This is a genomic window from Hymenobacter qilianensis, assembly GCF_014489555.1.
Classification (GTDB): domain Bacteria; phylum Bacteroidota; class Bacteroidia; order Cytophagales; family Hymenobacteraceae; genus Hymenobacter; species Hymenobacter qilianensis.
This window is the reverse complement of the sequence record NZ_CP060784.1, coordinates 665,030-686,476: the sequence shown is the minus strand read 5'-3', so window position 1 is coordinate 686,476 and position 21,447 is coordinate 665,030. Positions and strand designations below refer to the sequence as shown.

The 21,447-nt window shown below is 55.6% G+C and carries 23 protein-coding genes and 1 pseudogene; 18 read left to right on the top strand and 6 right to left on the bottom strand.

Going from position 1 to position 21,447, the window contains the following annotated elements:
- The first annotated feature begins 73 nt into the window (after positions 1-73).
- The 6 genes from H9L05_RS03155 to H9L05_RS03130 all read left to right on the top strand — a co-directional run bounded on the left by H9L05_RS03155 (position 74) and on the right by H9L05_RS03130 (position 4,413).
- Positions 74-469 (top strand): hypothetical protein, encoded by a 396-nt coding sequence (locus tag H9L05_RS03155; RefSeq protein WP_187733000.1) that lies wholly within the window; start codon positions 74-76, stop codon positions 467-469.
- A 120-nt stretch (positions 470-589) separates the two neighbouring features.
- Positions 590-1,006 carry a hypothetical protein gene (locus H9L05_RS03150; protein WP_187732999.1) on the top strand — a complete coding sequence of 139 codons (417 nt, stop codon included), beginning with the start codon at positions 590-592 and terminating at the stop codon, positions 1,004-1,006.
- Positions 1,003-1,749 (top strand): (d)CMP kinase, encoded by a 747-nt coding sequence (gene cmk / locus H9L05_RS03145; RefSeq protein ID WP_187732998.1) that lies wholly within the window; start codon positions 1,003-1,005, stop codon positions 1,747-1,749. Before H9L05_RS03150 ends, cmk begins: the two co-directional genes overlap by 4 nt.
- A 209-nt stretch (positions 1,750-1,958) precedes the next feature.
- Positions 1,959-2,843: a 4-hydroxy-3-methylbut-2-enyl diphosphate reductase gene (locus H9L05_RS03140; RefSeq protein ID WP_187732997.1), complete on the top strand. Its 885-nt coding sequence runs from the start codon at positions 1,959-1,961 to the stop codon at positions 2,841-2,843.
- Between the two features lie 83 nt (positions 2,844-2,926).
- Positions 2,927-3,475 (top strand): DUF502 domain-containing protein, encoded by a 549-nt coding sequence (locus H9L05_RS03135; protein ID WP_187732996.1) that lies wholly within the window; start codon positions 2,927-2,929, stop codon positions 3,473-3,475.
- A gap of 137 nt (positions 3,476-3,612) precedes the next feature.
- Complete coding sequence (locus tag H9L05_RS03130; RefSeq protein ID WP_187732995.1) at positions 3,613-4,413, top strand: alpha/beta fold hydrolase; 801 nt, start codon at positions 3,613-3,615, stop codon at positions 4,411-4,413.
- Here H9L05_RS03130 and H9L05_RS03125 read toward each other — a convergent pair.
- Positions 4,394-4,981, bottom strand: a pseudogene (locus tag H9L05_RS03125) (O-acetyl-ADP-ribose deacetylase). The gene H9L05_RS03130 and the pseudogene H9L05_RS03125 sit on opposite strands and share 20 nt — an antisense overlap.
- 246 nt (positions 4,982-5,227) lie before the next feature.
- On the opposite strand from H9L05_RS03125, the gene H9L05_RS03120 reads away from it, so the two are divergent.
- The 5 genes from H9L05_RS03120 to H9L05_RS03100 all read left to right on the top strand — a co-directional run bounded on the left by H9L05_RS03120 (position 5,228) and on the right by H9L05_RS03100 (position 9,245).
- On the top strand, positions 5,228-5,704 hold the full coding sequence (locus tag H9L05_RS03120) for an ATP-dependent zinc protease family protein (protein ID WP_187732994.1): 477 nt from the start codon (positions 5,228-5,230) through the stop codon (positions 5,702-5,704).
- Positions 5,705-5,769: 65 nt separating this feature from the next.
- A complete protein-coding gene (gene rimK, locus H9L05_RS03115; RefSeq protein WP_187732993.1) occupies positions 5,770-6,711 on the top strand; it encodes a 30S ribosomal protein S6--L-glutamate ligase in 942 nt (313 codons plus the stop codon).
- 56 nt (positions 6,712-6,767) lie between these two features.
- Positions 6,768-7,859 carry a succinylglutamate desuccinylase/aspartoacylase family protein gene (locus H9L05_RS03110; protein WP_317175087.1) on the top strand — a complete coding sequence of 364 codons (1,092 nt, stop codon included), beginning with the start codon at positions 6,768-6,770 and terminating at the stop codon, positions 7,857-7,859.
- 89 nt (positions 7,860-7,948) lie between these two features.
- Entirely contained in the window at positions 7,949-8,617 is a 669-nt protein-coding gene (locus tag H9L05_RS03105) for an OmpH family outer membrane protein (protein ID WP_187732992.1), read from the top strand.
- Positions 8,618-8,909: 292 nt separating this feature from the next.
- Positions 8,910-9,245 carry a hypothetical protein gene (locus H9L05_RS03100; RefSeq protein ID WP_187732991.1) on the top strand — a complete coding sequence of 112 codons (336 nt, stop codon included), beginning with the start codon at positions 8,910-8,912 and terminating at the stop codon, positions 9,243-9,245.
- Positions 9,246-9,321: 76 nt separating this feature from the next.
- Here H9L05_RS03100 and H9L05_RS03095 read toward each other — a convergent pair whose 3' ends face one another.
- From H9L05_RS03095 to H9L05_RS03080, 4 genes are all read right to left on the bottom strand, one after another.
- Positions 9,322-9,861, bottom strand: a complete 540-nt coding sequence (locus tag H9L05_RS03095; protein WP_187732990.1) for a hypothetical protein — start codon at positions 9,859-9,861, stop codon at positions 9,322-9,324.
- 79 nt (positions 9,862-9,940) lie between these two features.
- Positions 9,941-10,603: an NAD-dependent epimerase/dehydratase family protein gene (locus tag H9L05_RS03090; RefSeq protein WP_187732989.1), complete on the bottom strand. Its 663-nt coding sequence runs from the start codon at positions 10,601-10,603 to the stop codon at positions 9,941-9,943.
- 164 nt (positions 10,604-10,767) lie between these two features.
- Positions 10,768-11,604 (bottom strand): CvfB family protein, encoded by an 837-nt coding sequence (locus tag H9L05_RS03085; protein ID WP_187732988.1) that lies wholly within the window; start codon positions 11,602-11,604, stop codon positions 10,768-10,770.
- Between the two features lie 218 nt (positions 11,605-11,822).
- Positions 11,823-13,775: a BamA/TamA family outer membrane protein gene (locus H9L05_RS03080; protein WP_187732987.1), complete on the bottom strand. Its 1,953-nt coding sequence runs from the start codon at positions 13,773-13,775 to the stop codon at positions 11,823-11,825.
- 306 nt (positions 13,776-14,081) lie between these two features.
- On the opposite strand from H9L05_RS03080, the gene H9L05_RS03075 reads away from it, so the two are divergent.
- The 5 genes from H9L05_RS03075 to H9L05_RS03055 all read left to right on the top strand — a co-directional run bounded on the left by H9L05_RS03075 (position 14,082) and on the right by H9L05_RS03055 (position 18,101).
- Positions 14,082-15,347, top strand: coding sequence for a putative DNA modification/repair radical SAM protein (locus H9L05_RS03075; protein ID WP_187310564.1), 1,266 nt, complete (start codon positions 14,082-14,084; stop codon positions 15,345-15,347).
- A 236-nt stretch (positions 15,348-15,583) separates the two neighbouring features.
- Complete coding sequence (locus H9L05_RS03070) at positions 15,584-15,766, top strand: hypothetical protein (protein ID WP_187732986.1); 183 nt, start codon at positions 15,584-15,586, stop codon at positions 15,764-15,766.
- 62 nt (positions 15,767-15,828) lie between these two features.
- Positions 15,829-16,713: an alpha/beta fold hydrolase gene (locus tag H9L05_RS03065; RefSeq protein ID WP_187732985.1), complete on the top strand. Its 885-nt coding sequence runs from the start codon at positions 15,829-15,831 to the stop codon at positions 16,711-16,713.
- Between the two features lie 94 nt (positions 16,714-16,807).
- A complete protein-coding gene (locus tag H9L05_RS03060) occupies positions 16,808-17,158 on the top strand; it encodes a hypothetical protein (RefSeq protein WP_187732984.1) in 351 nt (116 codons plus the stop codon).
- 109 nt (positions 17,159-17,267) lie between these two features.
- Entirely contained in the window at positions 17,268-18,101 is an 834-nt protein-coding gene (locus H9L05_RS03055; protein ID WP_187732983.1) for a TIGR03915 family putative DNA repair protein, read from the top strand.
- Between the two features lie 173 nt (positions 18,102-18,274).
- Here the strand turns inward: H9L05_RS03055 and H9L05_RS03050 are convergent, their stop codons facing one another.
- On the bottom strand, positions 18,275-19,198 hold the full coding sequence (locus H9L05_RS03050; RefSeq protein ID WP_187732982.1) for a helix-turn-helix transcriptional regulator: 924 nt from the start codon (positions 19,196-19,198) through the stop codon (positions 18,275-18,277).
- A gap of 124 nt (positions 19,199-19,322) precedes the next feature.
- On the opposite strand from H9L05_RS03050, the gene H9L05_RS03045 reads away from it, so the two are divergent.
- On the top strand, positions 19,323-20,849 hold the full coding sequence (locus tag H9L05_RS03045; RefSeq protein ID WP_187732981.1) for an aldehyde dehydrogenase family protein: 1,527 nt from the start codon (positions 19,323-19,325) through the stop codon (positions 20,847-20,849).
- Positions 20,850-20,971: 122 nt separating this feature from the next.
- Entirely contained in the window at positions 20,972-21,373 is a 402-nt protein-coding gene (locus H9L05_RS03040; RefSeq protein WP_187732980.1) for a DUF779 domain-containing protein, read from the top strand.
- The last annotated feature ends 74 nt before the right edge of the window (positions 21,374-21,447 follow it).

The following is a 21,447-nucleotide window of genomic DNA, read 5'->3' as shown; positions in this document are numbered from 1 at the left end:
TGGGAAAGCATGAACCATCGTCCACGAATGGGGGATGCTCGGTAGATTACTTTCTAATTAACGCCTTCCAAAAATGCCCCCCGAGCAAAACCCACTCACCGCCCTCCGCGCTGCCGCTGATGCCGTGCGCCAACAATTGCAGGTCAATGGCTTCGATGCCGCCGGTGTGCAGCGCCTCTCCGACTTCATCGAAGGGCAGCGCGCCCAATTGCCCGCCGCGAGCCGTGAAGGCGTAATAAATGCTTTGGGCTGCTTTCTGGGTGAGTGCATCGCGCAAACTTACCAGGGTGAGTGGGCTACTGGCCCAGATGGCACTACGGGCATTGGCTTGCGTAACAAGCTATTTCTGAATCCCTTTTACCGGGTAGGGCAGCAGCTAAAGCATGGCTTGGCTGATTCAGTAATGACATTCTTTGAGCAGATTCCGGACCGTTTGGAAGCGGAATTGCCTCGTAAAACTTGGATTTAATTACTATATTTTCCCTTAAATATTATTTTCTTCTCTCGTAGATTTAAAACTTGACTAATCCGGTAGTTTTCATTTTGAACCTTACTCACGTCAGTTACCGGATGCTGCGTTTTTTCTGCGATGGGAGAACTACGAAGCGCCGCCGAAGCCGTGCGGCAAAATTTAAACTTCTCTTCTTTTGACGGGGTAGCGGTGTCAAAGCTCGCTGAGTTCATTGACCGTGAGCGAGCTAGTATTAAGCAGGAAGCCTTAACCGGAGCAGTAAATGCGCTGGGGTGCTTTTTGGGGGAGTGCATAATCCGTAGCTTTGGGGGCCACTGGCACCGCGACGCCTCCGGGCTGGTCGGCATACAGATAGCTGGTTGTACCTTTATCAATCCGTTCAGCTACGTGGAGCGGCAACTGGAGCAGGGCGCGGCGGAGTGCGTAATGGTACTCTTCCAGTCTGTGCCCACCCGCTTAGCCGCGGCTGCCGTACCACGTCGTCGAACCTGGATTCCCGTCCCCTTGCCCCCGCGCCGAACGACTTCCCCATGAGAAAAATCGTCATTGCCATCGACGGCTACTCTTCGTGCGGCAAAAGCACTACCGCCAAAGCCGTAGCCGCCGAGTTAGGGTATGCCTACATTGACACAGGCGCCATGTACCGGGCCGTGACCCTGTATTTGCTCGAACATAAAATCGCTTTCGATGATTTGCCCCGTATCGAGCAGGCCCTGCACGATATGCACATCTCGTTTAAGCGCAACCGCCGCACGGGGCGAAATGAATTGTGTCTGGACGGCGAAATCCGCGAAGATGAGATTCGTCAGATGTATATCTCTAACTCTGTAAGCGAGGTGTCGGTGATTCCGGCCGTGCGCCACGCCATGGTCAGCCAGCAGCAGCGCATGGGCCGCAAGCGCGGAGTGGTGATGGACGGCCGCGACATCGGCACAACCGTGTTTCCGGATGCAGAGGTGAAAGTATTTATGACCGCCGAAACCCGCGTGCGGGCCCTGCGTCGGCAGGAGGAGCTGGCTATAAATGGCGAGCAGGTGGAAGTGGAGGAGATTATCGAAAACCTCACCAAGCGCGACCACCTCGACTCGACCCGCGCCGAAAGCCCTTTGCGCCGTGCTACCGATGCCATAATGCTCGATACCACGCATATTACTATTGATGAGCAGGTAGATTTCGTGCTGGAGCGTGTATCGGCTACGCTATTTTCGCTAGCAGCGGTTGGCGACCTAGCAGTGCCAAACGATGAAAAAAAGCCCCCCACGGCCTACCGTACCTAAAAGATATTGAGGTAGTAATGGCTCCGTGGGCCTAGAAGTTGGGTTAGGGAAAACTATATCGTTTTGGGAGGCATTTTTTTGTGCTAATCTTCGTAGTACACATGAGTTTACCCGGCTAAATGCCAAAAAGATGAACAAGGTCTGGCGCTGTCGGCGGCCAGTTAGGGCACTAAAGTTGCAGCTACAACTGCCGAAATATTTTCCCTGTCATGAACATCATTATCGATAAAAATTCCGGCTATTGCTTTGGCGTTGAGTTCGCCATTCAAATGGCTGAGGATGAGCTGGAGAACGAGTCAACTTTATACTGCCTGGGCGATATTGTGCACAACCGCATGGAAGTGGAGCGCCTGCACCAGCGCGGCCTGCGCATCATCGACCGCGAACAGCTTCAGCAGATACACGATAGCAAAGTACTGATACGCGCCCACGGCGAGCCGCCCGAGACCTACGAACTGGCTTTGCGCAACAACCTGGAGCTGATTGATGCTTCGTGCCCGGTGGTGCTTAAGCTGCAAAACCGCGTAAAGCACGCTTACGACGTCAGCCGCCGCCACGAGGGCCAGATTGTCATTTACGGGCAGCCGGGTCATGCTGAGGTTACTGGCCTAGCCGGTCAAACCGGCAACCGCGCTTTAATCGTGATGACCGAAGCCGACCTCGACCAAATCGACTTTGCCCGCCCCGTTACGCTGTTTAGCCAAACGACCAAGAGCACTGCCGGCTTCTACCGCATGAAGCAGCTGATAGAGAACCGCATTGCCGCCGCCGGGGGCAGCCTCGATAGCTTCGATGCCAACGACAGCATCTGCCGGCAGGTAAGCAACCGCGAGCCTGCGTTGGCAAAGTTCGCCGTGGAGCACGATGTAGTAGTGTTTGTGAGTGGGCGCAAAAGCTCCAACGGCAAGGCGCTGTTTTCGGTAGTCAACCAAACGAACGCGCGCAGCTACTTCGTCGAAAACGACCAGGATATCAATGATGAATGGTTTGTGGGGGCCAATTCTGTCGGGATTTGTGGCGCTACCAGCACGCCCATGTGGCTGATGCAGCGTGTGGCCGACCGCATTGCGCAGGTAGCCTTAGAGGCAGTATAGTCCCGCACGGATTTCTGTTCAACATCATCGTTATTTGCCCGGCCGGTTTCTGGTCGGGCATTTTTGTTTACTTCTGCTGCCGTATGCGCAAACTCTTCAACTACTTCCTGAACGGCTTCCTGATTGTGGCGCCGGTTGGCCTCACCATCTACATTCTGTTTGCTACTATCCGCTGGCTCGATGGCTTGTTTCGCATGGACAATGTGCCCCCCGGTATTGGCTTGCTGACGGCTATAGTGCTTCTCACGGTTGTGGGCTTCATTGCCAAGTCGTTTATGGTGCGGCCCTTCCTCATTATCGCTGAGCGAGTGCTGCACCGCACGCCTCTGGTGAGCATTATTTACTCTAGCCTCAAAGATCTGTTTGATGCATTTGTGGGCGATAATCAGAAGTTTAACTGCCCCGTCGTCATGTGCGTTAACCCGGAAGCCAAGATTTTCAAAATGGGGTTTGTGACGCAGGAGAATATGGAGCCCGCCAACCGCCCCGACTTGGTAGCCGTTTACTGCCCACACTCCTACAACTTTTCCGGCGAGCTATTCTTAGTGCCCAAGGAGAACGTCACTTTTCTGGAGCTGCCCAGCAGCGAGGTGATGAAGTTTGTGGTGTCGGGGGGCGTTTCGCGGCTGTAGAGACGCGTACTCGCGTCTTGTCGTTGAACGACCGGTACTGCGCCATCAAAACAATAACCGTAACGATCGGACGCCAGTATGCGTCTCTACAGGCCGGGCACATGATGACTTAGAACGGCCGTAGCTAGCATTCGCCATTGAAAACAACTTTACATTATCGGACCTATGGCACCGGCCCGCGAGTGGTGCTGGCTTTCCACGGCTATGGGCAAAGCGAAGGCCATTGGCGTAGCATAGCCGCCGTGCTGGGCGATAGGGCTACCATCTACTCGTTCGATCTGTTTTATCATGGCAATAGCCGGCTTGCCAAAGCTGATGCTCCGTTAACCAAAAAGCGCCTTGGCGAACTACTGGAGCAGTTTCTGGCTGAGAAAAGCATAGACCAGTTTAGTCTGCTCGCTTTCAGCATGGGGGCCAAATTTGCACTTACTGCCGTTGAGCATTTCCCTGGTCGGGTGGAGAAAATCTGGCTTATCGCGCCCGATGGCCTGCAGCGTCAGTTCTGGTACTCGCTGGCTACTTACCCGCCTTGGATGCGCGGGGTGCTGGGCCGGGCGGTGCTGCGCCCGCAGCGGCTGCTACGCTTTCTCAATGCGCTGGGGGAGCGCCGCGTAGTGGATACCAACCTGATACGCTTTGCCGAATGGCAGCTCGAAAGCCGGGAAAAGCGTCTGCGCGTGTATCGAAGCTGGGTTGGCTTTCGGCTGCTGGTATTCAGCTTGAAAGACCTGGCTCGTATTCTGAACGAGCATAACGTGGAGGTTACCTTTTTTCTGGGAAAACACGACCGCGTAATACCGCACGCTGGTTTGCAACGCTTTATCGGCTCGTTGCAGCAGGCGCGCACCGTGCTCCTCGACACGGGCCACGCGGGCCTTATCTACGACGTAGCCGCGTACCTGCGTCGTCACCCCGAACTTATTGCGCCGACGTCTTAGCCGTTAGTTCTTGCTCGTACAGGCGCTTGGTTTCCCCATCGAATACCACGAATACAACCTCAGCTGGCTGCTCATGAGTTTCCAGAAAGGCTAGTACCTCGCGCACAGCAATCGTAGTGGCTTCGGGTTTGGGATACCCATAAATTCCGGTGCTTATGCCCGGAAAAGCGATGCTCGTCAGGTTATGCTGAGCGGCAATAGTAAGGCTGTTGCGGTAGCAGTTGGCCAATAGCTCCGGCTCCTGCTAGTGCCCACCGTTCCAAACTGGCCCCACGGTATGAATAACATGCTGAGCAGGTAAGCGGCCACCCGTGGTAATCACGGCTTCCCCTGTTCGTAAGCCTTTGCCGTAGTGACCGGCTCGTAAGCGGCGGCATTCCTCCAGAATTTGAGGGCCGCCGGCACGGTGAATAGCCCCATCAACGCCGCCCCCACCGAGCAGGGAGGAGTTGGCGGCATTTACAATCGCGTCGGTATTAAGGGTAGTAATGTCACCTTGATACAGCAAGATGCGGCCGAATGATTGGGCTTGGGAGCGCCATAAGCCGCTGGAAGAGTGATTATGCATAGGAAAGTTGATAACAGATGCGGGTAAGGTGAACGCGCGTTTTGTGGGAACGGCAGGATGAGTTAAGAGTTTAAGCTAAAAAGCCCCCCAACTTCACCTGCTGGGCTGGCGCAGATAAAAAAGCCCCCAGTTCTATAATTTACTCTGAAGGGAATGAATTAAGCGCTATCCTTAGGTAAGCCATCCGGGTGCCGAATCGGGAAGCTTTGGCTTCTAACCAGTTGCTTCCCTTATATTGCCTTTACCATGATAAAAAAGCGGGTTGCAAAACGAGTAGTGGGGCGAAGAGAGCTGGTTGATTTCCCGCAATTCAAATTGCGTGGGGTAGAGGCCAAGGTAGATACGGGAGCCTATACGGGCGCCATTCACTGCTCCAATATTCACATCGAAACCCTGCCCGACGGCCGCCAACTGCTCTGCGTGCAGCTGCTCGACCCCTCACATCCAAATTTTAATGGCCGGCCGCTACAGTTCGCCGACTTCTCCCTGCGTGACATCAAAAGCTCGAATGGGGAAGTGCAGGAACGCTATGTTATTCAGACAGTTATTCAGTTATTTGGCGAAGATATTCCCGCCGAGTTTTCCCTGTCTGACCGCTCCGATATGCGCTACCCCGTACTCATCGGGCGGGTGTTATTGCGTCAAGCACAACTGGTAGTTGATGTGGCTCGCCTACATTTGTCGTATAAAAGTCAGGCCGTAGCTAAACATCCGCGGCCCTAAGTTGATTAGGCTTTTCCCTGTTTTCCTGCCGCCGCTCCCCATTTACCTCTGACCTACTCTTTCCAATGAAACTGGCCATTCTCTCGCGCGAGCCGAGGCTGTACTCCACCATGCGCCTTGTCGAAGCAGCCACGCTGCGCGGCTACGAGGCGGTGGTCGTCGACCATCTGCATTGCAACCTGGTGCTGGAGAAAGGCCAGCCGGGTATTATTTACGAAGGCAAAAAGCTGACGGATTTCGACGCCATCATCCCGCGCATCGGCGCCTCGGTTACGTTCTACGGTACGGCCGTGGTACGGCAATTTGAGATGATGAAAGTGCGAGCCGCCATTGATAGCCAGGCTATTGTACGCTCACGGGATAAGCTGCGCTCCATGCAGATTCTGTCGCGGGCCGGAGTGGGGATGCCCAAAACTGCCTTTACGAACTACTCCGACGATGTGCCCGAAATGATCAAGCAGGTGGGAGGCGCCCCGGTTATCATCAAGCTTCTGGAAGGTACGCAAGGCCTGGGCGTAGTACTGGCCGAGACTGAAAAAGCTGCCCAATCGGTAATAGAGGCCTTTCATAACCTCAAAGCCCGCATCATTGTGCAGGAGTTTATTGCCGAGAGCAAAGGCGCCGATTTGCGAGCCTTTGTGGTGAACGGCGAAGTAGTGGGTGCCATGAAGCGCCAGGGCAAGGAAGGCGAGTTTCGCTCTAACCTGCACCGGGGCGGCTCGGGCAAGCTGGTGAAGCTGAGCCGTGCCGAAAAAGCGGCTGCTTTGCTGGCTACCAAAGCGCTGGGGCTGGGCATTGCCGGCGTTGATATGCTGCAAAGCAAGCGCGGCCCGCTAGTGCTGGAGGTGAACTCATCGCCGGGGCTGGAAGGTATTGAGAAGGCCACGGGCCTGGATATTGCCGGCAAAATCATTGAGTACACGGCGGCGCTGGTGCATAGCAAGCGCAAGGATTCCGCGAAGAAAACGACCAGAAAAGCCCCCAGCCTGATACCCAGCCTGATGTAGTTGGCTAACCGGGTTGAAATGCAGCTATTTTCCTTTCACTCTTAACACCTCAGCCTTTGCCCCACACCTACGGCCCCACCGACATGCTGATTAACGGCTTGGTTATCAGGCCGGGCGAACGGGTGCTGACGCGGTTGGTGATTTCGCGTTTGCCTTCCCGCACCGTTATTGATGTGCCTGTGTACGTGTATCGGGCGCAGGAGCCGGGACCGACGGTGCTGCTGATGGCCGGGATGCACGGCGACGAAGTGAATGGTATCGAAACGATTCGGAGGCTGGTGCGCCGCGATTTGTTGCAGCCCTTGCGCGGTACTATCATTGCCATTCCTATTCTCAACATCTACGGCTTCCTCAATTTCTCGCGGGAGGTGCCCGATGGCAAAGATGTGAACCGCAGCTTTCCGGGCAACCCGCGCGGATCGTTGGCCAGCAGAGTTGCCCACCGCTTTATGCGCGAAATCATGCCCCTGATCGACTACGGCATCGATTTTCATACGGGTGGCGCGGCTCGGGCCAATATGCCTCAGGTGCGCTGTCTGTTGGGCGAAGACGACCAGACCGATGCATTAGCTGCCGCTTTTGCGGCGCCGTTTACTTTGCACGCGTCGTTGCGACCCGGCTCACTGCGCGAGGCGGCTATGCAGCAGGGCCGCCGCATTATAGTGTACGAAACCGGCGAATCGCTGCGCCTCGATGAAGCCGGCATTGAGTTGGCTATGGCCGGCACATTTCGCGTTTTACACCAACTAGGAATGCTGGCTGAAGCTACGGCAGCCGCCCAGCCGAGCATTGTGTGTCGGCGGCATACGTGGCTGCGGGCGAAGTTCGCGGGCCTTTTTCGCAGTCATGTGCAAAATGGGCAGTTTTTGGAAAAAGGGCAGGTATACGGCAGCGTGGCCGACCCGTATGGCGAAGGCACCGTGCGGCTCGAAACGCCCACGGCCGGCTACGTTATTGGCTTAAATCATATGCCGGTCGTGAATCAGGGCGACGCGCTGGTGCACATTGCCTGGCCCGATAATTTGCCCCCCGGCCGCACGGAGCACTGGCCTCATCTGTTAGAAATGCCCCCAGAGCGAAGGAGGAGGACGACGATCAGATATAGGATTATTTACGGGGCAGAATGCAGCGTCAACCAAGCGCTGTAAAGCCGGCCGTTGGCCTCAATTTCTGATCCTGCCGGTTTCTGCGTTTCTTTGGGGACCCGGCGAGGTGTCGGCCGCTACTATTTTTTTGAATGAAGACGAATTCCTTGCTTTTAGCCATCAATGCGGTTCTGGTTGTTGCCGTGGCCGTATTATTTTACCTGCACTTTGCCCAGAAGCCAGCCAGCGTGCCCGCCGTGGCCAAAACTGCGGCCATCACTACTGCCGCTGACAGCGCTGGCACCGCCCCTGAGGACACAACAGATGCCGCAGGGCCCGCATCAGTAGCTGCGGCTCTTGAGCCCGTCAAAATCGGTTATGTAGAGTCAAGCAAATTGCTGGATGGCTACAAAGGGATGCAGGTCGCGCGCCGCAACTTCGAGGCGAAGGCCAAAGGTTGGGAGCAGCAGAACAAAACGCTGATAACCAACTTCCAGTCGGCCGTGCAGAAATATCAGACCCAAGCTGCCAGCCTCACGCCTGAGCAACGGGCCGCTACCGAGCAGCAATTGCAGCAGCAGGAGCAGAAGGTGGGCCAAGAGCAGCAAAAGCTACAGCGCCAGGCGGCTGAGGAAGAAGCCAAAATGAGCCAGCAGGTACTAACCCGCGTAAATAAGCTGATTGAGCAGTATGGCAAAGAGAACGGCTACCAGTTTATTCTCATTGCACAGCCTGGCGGCTCTATTGCCTACAGCCGCAAAGACCTCGACGTAACGGCTCCGGTATTAAAGCGCCTGAACACCGAATACGGAAAAAAGTAGTCGAGTTTTTGACGTTTGAGAAGTAATGCAAGCGCCCGCTGCTCCAAGGAGCAGCGGGCGCTTTTTATTGCCATGTACTGAGTTTTAGCAGGAGTTGGTACGTTGTAAAAAGCCCCCAGCTCAGGTTTTAGAAAGTAGATCTGATATGTGCGCTACGCTCATAATAGCACTTACTGGCAGGCTGTTGTGATGAAATTGGATCTGAAATTTTAGGGTCGTTTCATTAAACCCAGCGCAAAAATCTGTGTCTAATTACAAGTGGAAGCCGAACAAAGGCGCCATTGTATAGACTATGAAAAAGCTCATCAAATCTTCTCTGGTACTAGTGGCGCTGGTTTTCTCGGCAGCCCTGCTGACGGGTTGCGTGGCCTCCGCCCAGCCCGGCGTTGTGGTAGCAAGCGGACCAGCCTATTATCCGCCGCCTCGCCCTTATTACGGTTATCGACCACGGCCTTACTACCATCGTCCAGCGCGAGTGGTTGTGGTAGAGCGCCAGCCTGTTATCATACGGCCGTACCGGCAGCGCACCGTAGTCGTGCGGCCCCGGCCGGGCTATTATCGCCAGGATGCTCGCCAGCCCGGCCGCGACGGCCACCACTATGGTCGTGACCGTGGCCGGATTCGCTAGTAACAGGTATACCAACGCAAAAAAGCCCCCCAGACATTGTCTGGGGGCTTTTTTGGGTTTGATCGAATTCGCTGGCTTAGAAAACGAAGCGCAAGCTAAAGGCTGCATCCGAGTACAGACCAGTATAACCGTCAAATACTTCGAAGAATGGCTTGTAGTCCACGCCTACCACGAAGGGCAGATCCGGCAATTTGTACTCCAGACCCAGAATCAAGTCAGCACCAAAGGCGACATAATTCCGGTCTTCTTCGTAATAAACTTCATAGTAATCCTTGCCTTTACGGCCATAATAGCGTCTATCAGTGAAGTAGTAGCGCCCGTTGTATGAACCAACGTGGCCACCAGCACCATAGTAAAATTGTAGGCCCTTGATATCACTTACGGGCATGTGCTTTTCCAGCAGCAGGGTTAGCCGGCCGCCGCGGGCAGCGTACTCTCTGGTCAGCAAGCCTTCAAAGGCCACGTTGTTCTTGCCGCTCAAAAAGTGCTTTACGGTGAGTCCCGAAGAATATCCGCCGGCCCGCAGACCGATACCAGTGGTGTAGCCGCCTTTCTGGGCGTAGGCAGCCGGGGCCGTTAAAAGGAGTAATAAAACAAGGCGGTACAAAAACTTCATTACTGAGATGTTAGGGTTAAAATTCAACTGGCACCCTAAAGCACAAACTCCGTGCTGAACTCATCTCCATTCATTGGTTTTAGCGCGCCTCGGCAATTTCATCCGACAAATGCACGCGTATTCCGCCGCCGTCTTCCTCAGCGGCACGCAACATAGCCCGCGCTACCGTCACTGCCTCAACAGGCTGATACTTACGCAGTGGCCCCACCATCAAGGGCCGCAGCGCTTTCAACAAAACGGCTCCAATCTGCTCGCCTAAGCGCTTTTCTGTGCGGTTGCCCAGCAATAAAGAAGGCCGAAAAAAGTGGATGGCCCGAAAAGGCGTCTGCCGCACCGCCTGCTCCATCTCACCCTTCACCCGATTATAGTAAATGCGCGAATTTGCATCGGCCCCCATCGCTGATACAACTAAAAACTGCGCCGCAAAGTTACCGGCCGTAAGCGCTGCCAGCTTTACCACGTAAAGGTAGTCGACTTTATAAAAAGCCTCTTTTGAGCCCGCCTGCCGCATGGTGGTGCCCAGGCAGCAGTACACATCATCGGCAATCAGACCCAGCCGGTGCTGATCCAAGTCATCAAGTCCGAATATGCGCTGCTCTAATTTGGGGTGCACCTGGGGCAAGGGACGCCGACCTATCACAATGACTTTGGCGTAGCGCTCGGAGGCTAGCAGCAACGTAAGGAGTTGGCTGCCAACCAAGCCGCTGGCGCCGGCAATGAGAGCAGTTTTTTGAGGTGTCATAAGGTGATTGCAAGCACGAGAGCAGACGGAAGGGCAGCAGAGGTCCTTCTACGATAAATACCAATTAAGGGCAATGAAGCCAACGAACATCGCAGCAAAAATGACGCGTCGTGCGTCCTTTCTGTTGAGAGTCAAGTTATTAGATGAAGGCTTGCTTTGGCTATTTATTCCTGCCCTAGTAGTCGGGTTTCGTCGGGTGCTAGTTGCACCAGGCCGCGCTTATAAAGTGTGCCGAGCGCTTTCTTGAATACTTTCTTGCTCATGCCCAGGCGGCGGTAAATGTCGTCGGGCTCACTTTTGTCGGACAAGGGCAGGGCGCCGCCGCTGGCACGTAGGGCCGTGAGAATGGTTTCGGTGGCGTCCAAAGCTTCATCGTAGCCTACTTTCTGCAGACTTATATCCAGCTTGCCGTCGGGCCTGATCTGGCGCACGTAACCAGTAGGCTTGTCGCCTAAGCGCAGAGGGCGAAATACTTCATTGTGATACACCAGCCCGAGGTAAGCGCCATTCACGATAACCGTGTAGCCTAAGTCCGTATCCTGGGCGACGAATAGCTCTACCTGGTCGCCAGCTTTGCCCGGAAAGTCAGCCTGCGGCAGGTATTTCTCCCATTTAGATGAGGCCACAATACGGTCGGAGTTCTCGTCGAGGTAAACATATACGGTAGCGCGCTGTCCCACGCGCAAGGCCTGGCGCTGGTTGCGGTAGGGGAGAAACAGGTCCTTTTCGAGGCCCCACTCCAGGAAAGCGCCGTTGGACGAAACGTCGCGAACGGTGAGGGCCGCAAACTCACCCACCCGTGCCAGTGGCTCTAAAGTGGTGGCAATGAGGCGGTCTTCGGAGTCACGGTACACAAACACGCGCAGCCGGTCACCGATTTGAGTGCCTTCAGGCACGTACTTAATGGGCAACAGCAAGTCGCCGTCGTCGGAGGTCAGATACAGGCCGAAATCCACGGCGCGGGCTACTTCAAGTTCGTTATAGTCGCCGAGGGCAAGCATGGGATGGGCTTTTGGGGTGAGTTATGGTAGGAAGCCAAAGGTACAGAAGCCTGGGGGGCAAATTTCGCTCGGGTGTATCTGCCTCTTACGTAGAGTCCCTGCGGTAGATTGGCATTACTATAAAAAGGAGTAATAACGGCGTAGAGACGCGTATTCGCGTCTCAATCGTTGCTGACGTTATTTTAGGATAACTAGTAGCATGGCGTGGGGCCGGTCATTCAACGGTGAGACGCGAATACGCGTCTCTGCAAACTATTGATACGGTGCGACACCAGGACGGGTAAAGTTGAAATCACTGAAGTCATAATAGGCCCCGAATTCTCGAAGATCCGGTAGCCATTATTGGTCAGCTGGCCCCGCGGATAGAAGCCAAACAAAATCTGGATGGTGCGCAGCGCTGTGTACTCGTTGCGGAAGCGCAAACCCAGGCCGAAGCCAGTGAATGGCTTGTCGAGAAATGGAGAGTCGCGGCCGGGAGTAGTGGCCAACCAGGCAGCATCGGCGAAAGCTACGCCGGCCAGGCGGAAGCCCAGAAACGATACGGGCGTGTACATGGTAGCCTCGTAGTTGAGCACAAAGCGACTGGTGCCGCGCAGAGTGCCATCGGAGCGGAAGCCGCGCAGGCCCCGTTCGCCCTCAATGGACAAAAGCTGCTCGCCTGGGCGTCGGTCGAAGCCCAGATCCATGCGGTTCCACAGAAAATGGCGCCACTGATAGTTGCCCGTATTGTAGAGGCGCGTAAAATACAGGGCCTGCGTGCTCAGGAGTCCTTGCTGCCAGTCTCGTTCGCGCTGGCGCACAAAGGTCCCGAACTCCCCACTCAGATATAAATAGCCCCGCCGCACACTATAGAGGCCACTGGCAGCACGCACGCCATAGTAGCGCCGATTGCCCAGCTCGTTCAATTCGTAGCCAGCGGTAAGGCTGAGTAAGGTGCCCGTCGGTACGTCCTCGGTACGGCCGAAACCGAAGAGATATTTGTCCTTATAGTAGCGCCGAACGCTATAGCCGATAGTGCCCAGAAAAAGGCTCGCGTCTGCGTAGTCCTCAATGGGCCGCTCGCCGTAGGTGGTATTCAGAAAGCGCCCGGAAACGACAAAGCGGGCCGGATTCTCATAGCCCAGATCGTAGCTTTTCAGGCGTAAGGCGCGTCCCAGCCATATATCGCGGGTGCTATAGCGCAGCCGCTCCAGGCGATCCGAAGGGATGGGGGGCAATTGTGGCAGCTGAATAAGCCGATCATAGAAATCGAGCGCCACTGCGCCGGCATACTGGGTGTTAATAGAAACAAAGTCGCGGGCCACGTAGGCGCCTATTTCCTTGTTTTCGTACTCGTTGCGATAGCGCACCTGCGCATTGACGAAGTTGCGGAAAGGTACCAGATAGCTGCCCCGGTAGCGCCAGGGCTGGGGGCTGGCGCGGCCATACTCGTAGCGGTTCCGGAACTGGTGGCCCAGCCCCATAAAGTTCACATCGTTCAGCCCAATGACGGCCGCATCCACATCGCGAATCTGAAGCGAGCCGCTCAGGCTAAACACATCCTTGGTAATAATCTGCACGTCTACGCTGTCGGGCGTAGTAGTGGCCTCATTCACAAATACGCGCGCGTCGAGTAGCTCTCCCGTCTGGCGCAGCAAACGCTCAGTTTCACTAAGCTCCTGGGGCTCCAGCTCTTCGCCCACCCGAAACAGCAGAAGCTGCCGCACCCGCGAAGGAGCCGTGCGAATGTGAAAAATATTGCCCCCTTTTTCCAGAAAGTTGCGCGGCTTGCGGTCGGGGTTGTTGATGCTATAACCGAAGGCGTCGAGGGTGGTAATGTTGATGCTACGCACAATCTTAAAGTTGTGCTGGCTGTATTGGCGGTCGAGCAGGGTAGCATCGAGGCCGGCCCGCTCCTCAGCGCGGGCCGTAAAGTTGAACAGCGCCGCCACCGCCTTGCCGGCAATGGTCTTGCGCTTGGCATACGCTTGCAGGCCAGTGAGAATACGCTCCTCATCGAAGCGCCGCCGCAGGGAATCGGGGCGGGTTTCGAGCGGGGTTAGCACTGTATCGGGCACGGATGGCTGCGGGTCTTGGGCCTGCGCCACCCCTGCCAAGAATACCAACGGCAGTACCAGCCGCCACCGAAAACGGCGCCGCAACTGGAAAGCAGACACGAGGTAAGCAAGCATAAAGCGGAACAATACAAAAGCCAAGTGGCAACCTGCAAGATACAAACGTCGGCCGCCACTCGGTAAGTACGAAGCTCAAGCCTACCTGAAATTCTCAACCAAGTTAGGAGGGGATAATATCCCAAATCAAGCCCAAAAAAGCACCAGGCGCAATAGGTTGATGATTGCTAGTCTGGGGGGCAAAATTCTAGTACAAACCAGCCATTTTGAGCAGTGCTTTTGAAACCTTTCCTAAAAAAATTAGCTTAAGGTAGTATTGTGTATATGAAGTCTAGTTGCTATTTTTAAGCCATCAAAAGCCCTCGGATGAACGAACGAATTCAGGAAAAGCTAAGTATTTTGGCAGACGCCGCGAAGTACGATGTGTCGTGCTCCAGCAGTGGCGGAAAGCGCAAAAACGAGAACAAAGGCTTGGGTAATGCCGAGGGTATGGGCATCTGCCACAGTTACACCGAAGACGGCCGTTGCGTGTCGCTGCTTAAAATTCTGCTGACCAACTACTGCATCTTCGACTGCGCTTACTGCGTATCGCGGCGTAGCAATGATGTGAAGCGCGCGGCCTTCACCGTGGACGAAGTAGTCGACCTGACGATGAACTTCTATCGTCGCAATTATATCGAAGGCCTTTTTTTAAGCTCCGGCATTTTTAAGGATTCGGACTACACGATGGAGCGCTTGGTGCGCATCGTGAAAAAGCTGCGCACGGAGCACAAGTTCAACGGCTACATCCATGTTAAAACTATTCCGGGCGCTTCGCCTGAACTGATTGCGGAAGCCGGCCTGTACGCCGACCGGTTGAGCGTGAACATTGAGTTGCCTTCGGAGCTGAGTTTGCAGAATTTGGCCCCCGAGAAAAACTATAAGGAAATTCTGACCCCGATGAAGCAGATTCATCAGGGTATCGTGCAGAACAAAGAGGAGAAGGCGCTATTCAAGAAGGTGCCGGCTTTCGCGGCGGCGGGGCAAAGCACCCAGCTCATAGTAGGCGCCTCCGATGAAAATGACCATCAGATTCTGCAGCTATCCGATTCGCTATACAAAGGCTACGGCCTGAAGCGGGTGTATTATTCGGGCTACGTGCCTGTGACGGATGATGCGCGCCTGCCGCAGCTCACGCGCCCGCCTGTTATTCGGGAGCACCGCCTGTATCAGTCCGATTGGTTGATTCGCTTCTACGGCTTTCAGGCCGACGAAATTCTGGACCCTCAGCATCCGCACCTCGATCTGGAAATTGACCCCAAGCTGGCTTGGGCACTGCGCAACCGCCACGTTTTTCCGGTGGATGTGCAGACCGCTGACTACGAGATGATTCTGCGAGTGCCCGGTGTGGGCGCGCGCTCGGCCAAGCGCATTGTGGCGGCCCGCCGTTTTGCCCCGCTCACTTTAGATCATTTGCACAAGTTTGGCGTGGTGCTCAAGCGCGCTAAGTTCTTTCTGACTTGCCGCGGGCAGGCGCTGGATAGCCGCGAATATGATGAGCAGAGCCTGCGTCGGCAGATTCTGTTCGGGTCGGGTGCGGTGCGCTCTGCCCTTGTTACCCAGCAGCTCGATCTTTTTGCTCAGGCTTCCTAGCGCGTGAAAATCACTTCTCATTAAAACTTATAAATAAAAGTATAGGCATAGTCCGGTATCATTTTGGTATTCGAAAAAGCCCCCAGAAAGCATTAAGCCGCGCCGCAGTGACCAACATACTCCAGCACAACTTCAGTCATTGCGGTGCGGCTCATAGTTTCTCTTCCATTCTGCCACCTCAACGCCGCCCGGCGGCTCTTTATACAACCAACCATTAGCGACCAACTACTACTACCATGACTGTTTCTCACCGCGGCGCCGACGCGTCGGCCGCTCCTTCCGAAGCCTCCAAAACCTCCAAAGTAGCCCGCCTAGCCTGCTGCTGTAAGCTCAGCGACCTATTGCCGCTTGTTCGGCAGCTGCACGAGTCGGTGCGTAATAACACTGCTCGCGACGAGTCGCACCCGGAGGCTGCCTGAGGCTGTGAGACTGGTTTGTAGCTGAGGGGCAACTTCTTACCGCGCCCGTAGTAAGACGGGTTGTGCGCTACGAACTCGAACATCACGACGTCCCTACCAATGGCATTACGCTGCACGTGGTGCAGTGTGGCCCGCTGGATGGCCCGCTGATTATACTGCTACACGGTTTTCCTGAGTTCTGGTACAGCTGGCGACGTCAAATTCCGGCTTTGGCAGAAGCGGGCTACCGAGTGTGGGCACCGGATCAGCGCGGCTACAACCTCAGCGACAAACCTGCCCAGGTTGCGGCGTATAAGATGCCCGCTTTGGCGGCCGATATTATTGGGCTGATTGACGCAGCCGGGCACGAGCGCGCCTTCCTGGTCGGCCACGACTGGGGCGCGCTCGTAGCCTGGAACCTGGCGGCCTATTTCCCTTCCCGGGTGGCGCGGGTGGCTATTCTGAATGTGCCGCACCCGCGGGTGATGACCCAGGAGCTACGGCACAGCATCCGGCAGCTAAGCAAGAGCTGGTATATTTTCTTTTTTCAGCTCTCCTGGCTGCCTGAGAAGGCCTTCAGCTTCAACAACTACCAGCTCGGCGAACAAACTCTGCGCGGCACCAGCCGCCGGGGGGCTTTTAGTACCGAAGATTTAAAGCTTTATAGGGCAGCCTGGGCGCAGCCGGGCGCCATTACCAGTATGCTCAATTGGTATCGGGCAGCGGCGCGCTACATGCGGCAGCTGAATCCGCCGGGGCGCGTGCGGGTGCCGGTACACATCGTGTGGGGCAAGCGCGATGCTTTTCTTAATCCCAACATGGCGCAGGAAAGCCTGGCGTGGTGTGAGGCCGGTCGCCTCACCTATTTTGAACGATCAACGCACTGGGTGCAGCACGAAGATGCCGAAGCCGTCAACGAATTGTTGCTGCGGTTCTTCGGTCATCCGCACGAAAATGGCGGGCAATAACAGGAAGCGAAACACGATAACCTTCTTCCTTACTTAACCTCAGAGCACCGGATGCAGTAAGAAAGGCTAGTGTTCACTTAAACCCAACCGATATATGAGCATTTCCCAATCTGCCGCCGCCACTCACCTAAACGCTTCTCTCGAGATTCTTAAGGGGAATATTACCAACGGTAAAACCCCTGCGCTTGGCAACATCAACGGCTGGAGCGAACTCCTGGAAACAGGCGGCGACCCGGCTTACAAGACAATCGCCGACGATTTGAGAGAGCTGGAAGGTGTTATCAATACCGGTGATGCAAATCAAGTCAGCAGCCAGCTTCTCACTTTGGCCGAACACATCAACAGCGTAGTAGATGGCGCTACGCCCAACTTTATCGATCAGCTGCACGAACTGGCCCAGGCCCTCAGCGACGCAGCCCGCCAGCTGCAACCCGTACAAGGCTAAGCAACTGCCGAAACTGGCCCGTCATGCTGAATCTGGCTTTTGCCTGTTGAAGCATGGCGGGCTGTTGGTTGACTAGCCGGCTAGTGTCGCTATCCATTTATTCCGCTTTATGCACGATTACACCTACGATGGCTCTTTCGATGGCCTGCTGACGGTATTGCTGGAGATGTATGAGCGCAAAACGCCCCCCAACAGCATTCAGCCCGCCGACGCGGCCCAGGGGGGGCTTTTTACAGCCACGGTGCCCATTGCTACCAGCGAGGAAAAAGCCGCGCGCGTGTGGCAAGGCTTGCTGAAATACATGGACAAAGAGGCCCGTACGCGCCTCTACCACGTTTTTCTATCGGAGCGCGCCGACCGCGAAATCATCATTTGCCGCTATGTGCAGTTGGCGGTGGAAGCGAAGGGCCGGGTGGATATTTCAGAAAACTACACCAACGACAGCGTGCGCCTGGTAGCCGACATCGACAAGCAGATGTTCCGCGAAAAGCACCGCATGGAGGCCTTTGTGCGCTTCGAGAAAACGCAGGACGAGCTGTTTCACGCCACTATCGAACCTGACTTTGATGTGCTGCCGCTCATCGCACCCCACTTTACCAAGCGCTACGCCGACCAGCGCTGGCTGATCTTTGACCGCCGCCGTGGCTACGGTCTCTACTACGATCTGCACCGCACCGACATCGTGCAGTTTGAGGAAAAAGCCCCCCAGCGCTCCACCGACATGTCAGCCACAGTGCTGGATGAACGGGAACCGCTGTTTCGCCTGCTCTGGCAAACCTATTTCGACCACGCTAACATTCCGGAGCGCCGCAACATGAAGCTGCACCGGCGCCACATTCCGCTGCGCTACTGGCGTTATTTAAGCGAAAAGCAGCCCCGCGAAACCAGGTTTCAGCCCATTAAGAACAAGACATTAACGAAGGATTCCAGCCAATTGCAGTAATATCAAGGCGCTTACCCAAAGCGTATGTCATGCAGAGCGGAGCGAAGCATCTCGCGTGCTGATGTGAGGTTACTAATCTTAATAAACACGCGAGATGCTTCGGCTTCGCCTCTGCATGACGGCTTTGTGAGTAGGCTTAACTCATTTCATGTTAAAAAGCCCCCAGCGTGCTTCTATCGGCACCGCTTCTTGTACAAGCCGGGCGTTATCCCTTCGTACTTTTTGAAAAGCGACTGAAAGTAATTTGTGTTGTTAAAACCCGCCCGGAAGCACACGTCGGCCACGGTGGTGAGCGGGTTGCGCAACAGGCGTTTGGCTTCGGCCAGGCGCTCATGAATAATATACTCTACCGGCGTCAGGCCGAACTCGCGCTTGAAGAGGCGGAAGAAGGTGGCTTTGCTCATGCAAGCCAGCTCGCTGAGCTTTTCCACGGTAATTTGCTCCGTGAGGTGGCGCTTGATGTACTGCACCACATGGGCAAAGCGGTGGGAGGTGAGGTGCTGGGCGTAGTTATGAAAAATAAGCTGGCGGGCCTGGGTTTGCATCAGCCGAATAAGCAGCTCCTGAAGCGTGAAAGACGCCAGCACGTCTTTGCTGGCGTGCGTTTCCTGCGAAAGATGAATCAGGCGCTCCAGCGTGCCCGTTAGCTCGGGCGTGTTGGTCAGATGCGCATTTTCGGTCATGGCCAGGCTCCAAGGGGCTTTTTCCTCGGCCAGCGGCAGCCGCTCATTCAGTAAATCTACGGTTTGGCGAATGGTGTCGGCGGGGATGGCCAGGGCCAGGCACTGGGTAGGATTGGTGGCGCTGGCTTCGGGAAAATCGATTTCCATAAGCTGCTGCTCGCCCACAATTACCGATTCGCCGGGCAGGTAATCGAAGGCCGGCCGGCCAGCCAGGTGCATCACTTTCTTGCCGCGCAGCATAGTCGTCAGCACCAGGTTGCCCATGCTGAGCGGCACCTTGCTGGCCGTTTGGCGCGTCTCAAAAATGTTCAGCTCAAAAGCATCCAGCGAGTACACCGTGCGGTTTTCAACCAAAGCGTGGAGCTGATCGGGATGGCGTAGCGCTACGGGCGAAGGCAGAAATACTTGGGACATGGCGGGCGGACTAGAGAGCAGAAAAACTTGCGACTATAGGCGGGAAGACTGAGAGAATACTACACACTTTTCAGCAATAACGAAAGCTAACTTGGGCTAAGTGTTCATTCATAACTCCCACAGCATGGAAACGTTAGAAAATCCCACCACTCTCATCGCGCGCCCCCAGTTCAAATCTCACTACGACAACTTTATTGGCGGCAAGTGGGTAGCCCCCGTTAAAGGCCAGTATTTTGAGAACCCATCACCCATCGATGGCAAGGCCTTTTGTAAGGTAGCCCGCTCCACCAAAGAGGATATTGAGCTGGCCCTGGATGCGGCCCATGAGGCGTTCAAAAGCTGGAGCAAAGCTTCGGCCACCACGCGCAGCAACGTGCTGCTCAAGATTGCCGACATCATGGAAGCCAATCTGGAGCACCTGGCGGCCGTCGAAACTGTGGAGAACGGCAAAGCCATCCGCGAAACCATGGCCGCCGACCTGCCCCTGGCCATCGACCACTTCCGCTATTTCGCGGGCGTTATTCGGGCTGAAGAAGGCTCGGCGACGGAGCTGAATGAAAACACGCTTTCCCTCGTCATTCAGGAGCCGCTGGGTGTGGTGGGCCAGATTATTCCCTGGAACTTCCCGCTGCTGATGGCCACCTGGAAAATTGCCCCCGCCCTGGCCGCCGGCTGCTGCGTGGTAGTAAAGCCCGCCGAGCAGACGCCCGCCAGCATTATGGTGCTCATGGAGCTGATTCAGGACGTGCTGCCTGCCGGGGTAATCAACGTAGTGAATGGCTTTGGGCTGGAAGCCGGCAAGCCGCTGGCCAGCAACAAGCGTGTGCAGAAAGTTGCCTTCACGGGCGAAACCACCACGGGCCGCCTCATTCTGCAATACGCCGCTGAGAACATTATTCCGGTCACGATGGAGCTGGGGGGCAAATCGCCGAATATCTTCTGCAAATCGGTGATGGACCACGACGACGATTTCCTCGACAAATGCCTGGAAGGGGCGGCCATGTTTGCGCTGAACCAGGGCGAAATCTGCACCTGCCCGTCGCGCCTGCTCATCCACGAAGACATTTACGACGCGTTCATGCCCCGCCTGATTGAGCGCGTAAAAGCTATCAAGCTCGGCCACCCCCTCGACCCCGACACCATGATGGGCGCTCAGGCCTCGAACGATCAGTACGAGAAGATTCTGAGCTACCTCGAAATTGGCAAGGCCGAAGGCGCGGAAGTGCTGGTTGGCGGTGAAGCCCACGCTCATGATCATGAAGAGTTGACCGAAGGCTATTACATCAAGCCCACCATCTTCCGCGGCCACAACAAAATGCGCATCTTCCAGGAGGAAATCTTCGGCCCTGTGCTGTCGGTTACCACCTTCAAGGACAACGACGAAGCCATTGCCCTGGCCAACGACACGCTCTACGGCCTGGGCGCCGGCCTCTGGAGCCGCGACGCCCACGAGCTCTACCAGATGCCCCGCGCCATTCAGGCCGGCCGCGTGTGGGTAAACTGCTACCACGACTATCCCGCCGGCGCGCCCTTCGGTGGCTACAAAGCATCAGGTTTTGGCCGCGAAAACCACAAGATGATGCTGGCCCACTACCGCCAGACCAAGAACATGCTAATATCCTATAGCCAGCAGAAACTAGGCTTCTTTTAATAAGGTGAAATTGTGAAGTGGTGAAATGGTGAGTTTGACGTTCTGAAGGAGCAAAACGCGCAGATAGAACGTCAAACTCACCATTTCACCACTTCACAATTTCACCACTCACCATATCACTGATGCCAACTCCCCGCGTCCTCGTAACTCCTGCTGCCGAAGCTACCATTGATTTGCTCCGCGATGAGCACGGCCCGCTGATGTTTCACCAGAGCGGCGGCTGCTGCGACGGCTCTTCGCCCATGTGCTTTGCGGCGGGCGAGTTCCGCGTGGGCGGCTCCGACGTGTGGCTGGGCACCATCCACGGCTGCGACTTCTTCATGAGCGCCAGTCAGTTTGAGTACTGGCAGCACACCCAACTCACGGTAGACGTCACGAAGGGCCGCGGGGCCAGCTTCTCGCTGGAAATTCCGCTGGGCGTGCGCTTCCTGATTCGCTCGCGGCTATTTACTGAGGAAGAGTCAAAGCACATGGAACCGGTGCTGGATGGGGAAGAATATCTGGCCCGCACAACGGAGTCGTAGTAAAAACGAATGCCAAAAAAAGCCCCCCAGATCAGGTCTGGGGGGCTTTTTTTATGTATGATGCAGCAAGAAAC

What these genes read in the sequence shown, in the direction of transcription:
- H9L05_RS03055 (WP_187732983.1), top strand. Translation starts at nt 17,268, where the DNA reads ATGCACGATTACACCTACGATGGCTCTTTCGATGGCCTGCTGACGGTA.
- H9L05_RS03105 (WP_187732992.1), top strand. Translation starts at nt 7,949, where the DNA reads ATGAAGACGAATTCCTTGCTTTTAGCCATCAATGCGGTTCTGGTTGTT.
- H9L05_RS03070 (WP_187732986.1), top strand. Translation starts at nt 15,584, where the DNA reads ATGACTGTTTCTCACCGCGGCGCCGACGCGTCGGCCGCTCCTTCCGAA.
- H9L05_RS03060 (WP_187732984.1), top strand. Translation starts at nt 16,808, where the DNA reads ATGAGCATTTCCCAATCTGCCGCCGCCACTCACCTAAACGCTTCTCTC.
- H9L05_RS03085 (WP_187732988.1), bottom strand. Translation starts at nt 11,604, where the DNA reads ATGCTTGCCCTCGGCGACTATAACGAACTTGAAGTAGCCCGCGCCGTG.
- H9L05_RS03050 (WP_187732982.1), bottom strand. Translation starts at nt 19,198, where the DNA reads ATGTCCCAAGTATTTCTGCCTTCGCCCGTAGCGCTACGCCATCCCGAT.
- H9L05_RS03100 (WP_187732991.1), top strand. Translation starts at nt 8,910, where the DNA reads ATGAAAAAGCTCATCAAATCTTCTCTGGTACTAGTGGCGCTGGTTTTC.
- H9L05_RS03155 (WP_187733000.1), top strand. Translation starts at nt 74, where the DNA reads ATGCCCCCCGAGCAAAACCCACTCACCGCCCTCCGCGCTGCCGCTGAT.
- H9L05_RS03040 (WP_187732980.1), top strand. Translation starts at nt 20,972, where the DNA reads ATGCCAACTCCCCGCGTCCTCGTAACTCCTGCTGCCGAAGCTACCATT.
- rimK (WP_187732993.1), top strand. Translation starts at nt 5,770, where the DNA reads ATGAAACTGGCCATTCTCTCGCGCGAGCCGAGGCTGTACTCCACCATG.
- cmk (WP_187732998.1), top strand. Translation starts at nt 1,003, where the DNA reads ATGAGAAAAATCGTCATTGCCATCGACGGCTACTCTTCGTGCGGCAAA.
- H9L05_RS03045 (WP_187732981.1), top strand. Translation starts at nt 19,323, where the DNA reads ATGGAAACGTTAGAAAATCCCACCACTCTCATCGCGCGCCCCCAGTTC.
- H9L05_RS03080 (WP_187732987.1), bottom strand. Translation starts at nt 13,775, where the DNA reads ATGCTTGCTTACCTCGTGTCTGCTTTCCAGTTGCGGCGCCGTTTTCGG.
- H9L05_RS03075 (WP_187310564.1), top strand. Translation starts at nt 14,082, where the DNA reads ATGAACGAACGAATTCAGGAAAAGCTAAGTATTTTGGCAGACGCCGCG.
- H9L05_RS03150 (WP_187732999.1), top strand. Translation starts at nt 590, where the DNA reads ATGGGAGAACTACGAAGCGCCGCCGAAGCCGTGCGGCAAAATTTAAAC.
- H9L05_RS03090 (WP_187732989.1), bottom strand. Translation starts at nt 10,603, where the DNA reads ATGACACCTCAAAAAACTGCTCTCATTGCCGGCGCCAGCGGCTTGGTT.
- H9L05_RS03135 (WP_187732996.1), top strand. Translation starts at nt 2,927, where the DNA reads ATGCGCAAACTCTTCAACTACTTCCTGAACGGCTTCCTGATTGTGGCG.
- H9L05_RS03140 (WP_187732997.1), top strand. Translation starts at nt 1,959, where the DNA reads ATGAACATCATTATCGATAAAAATTCCGGCTATTGCTTTGGCGTTGAG.
- H9L05_RS03120 (WP_187732994.1), top strand. Translation starts at nt 5,228, where the DNA reads ATGATAAAAAAGCGGGTTGCAAAACGAGTAGTGGGGCGAAGAGAGCTG.
- H9L05_RS03095 (WP_187732990.1), bottom strand. Translation starts at nt 9,861, where the DNA reads ATGAAGTTTTTGTACCGCCTTGTTTTATTACTCCTTTTAACGGCCCCG.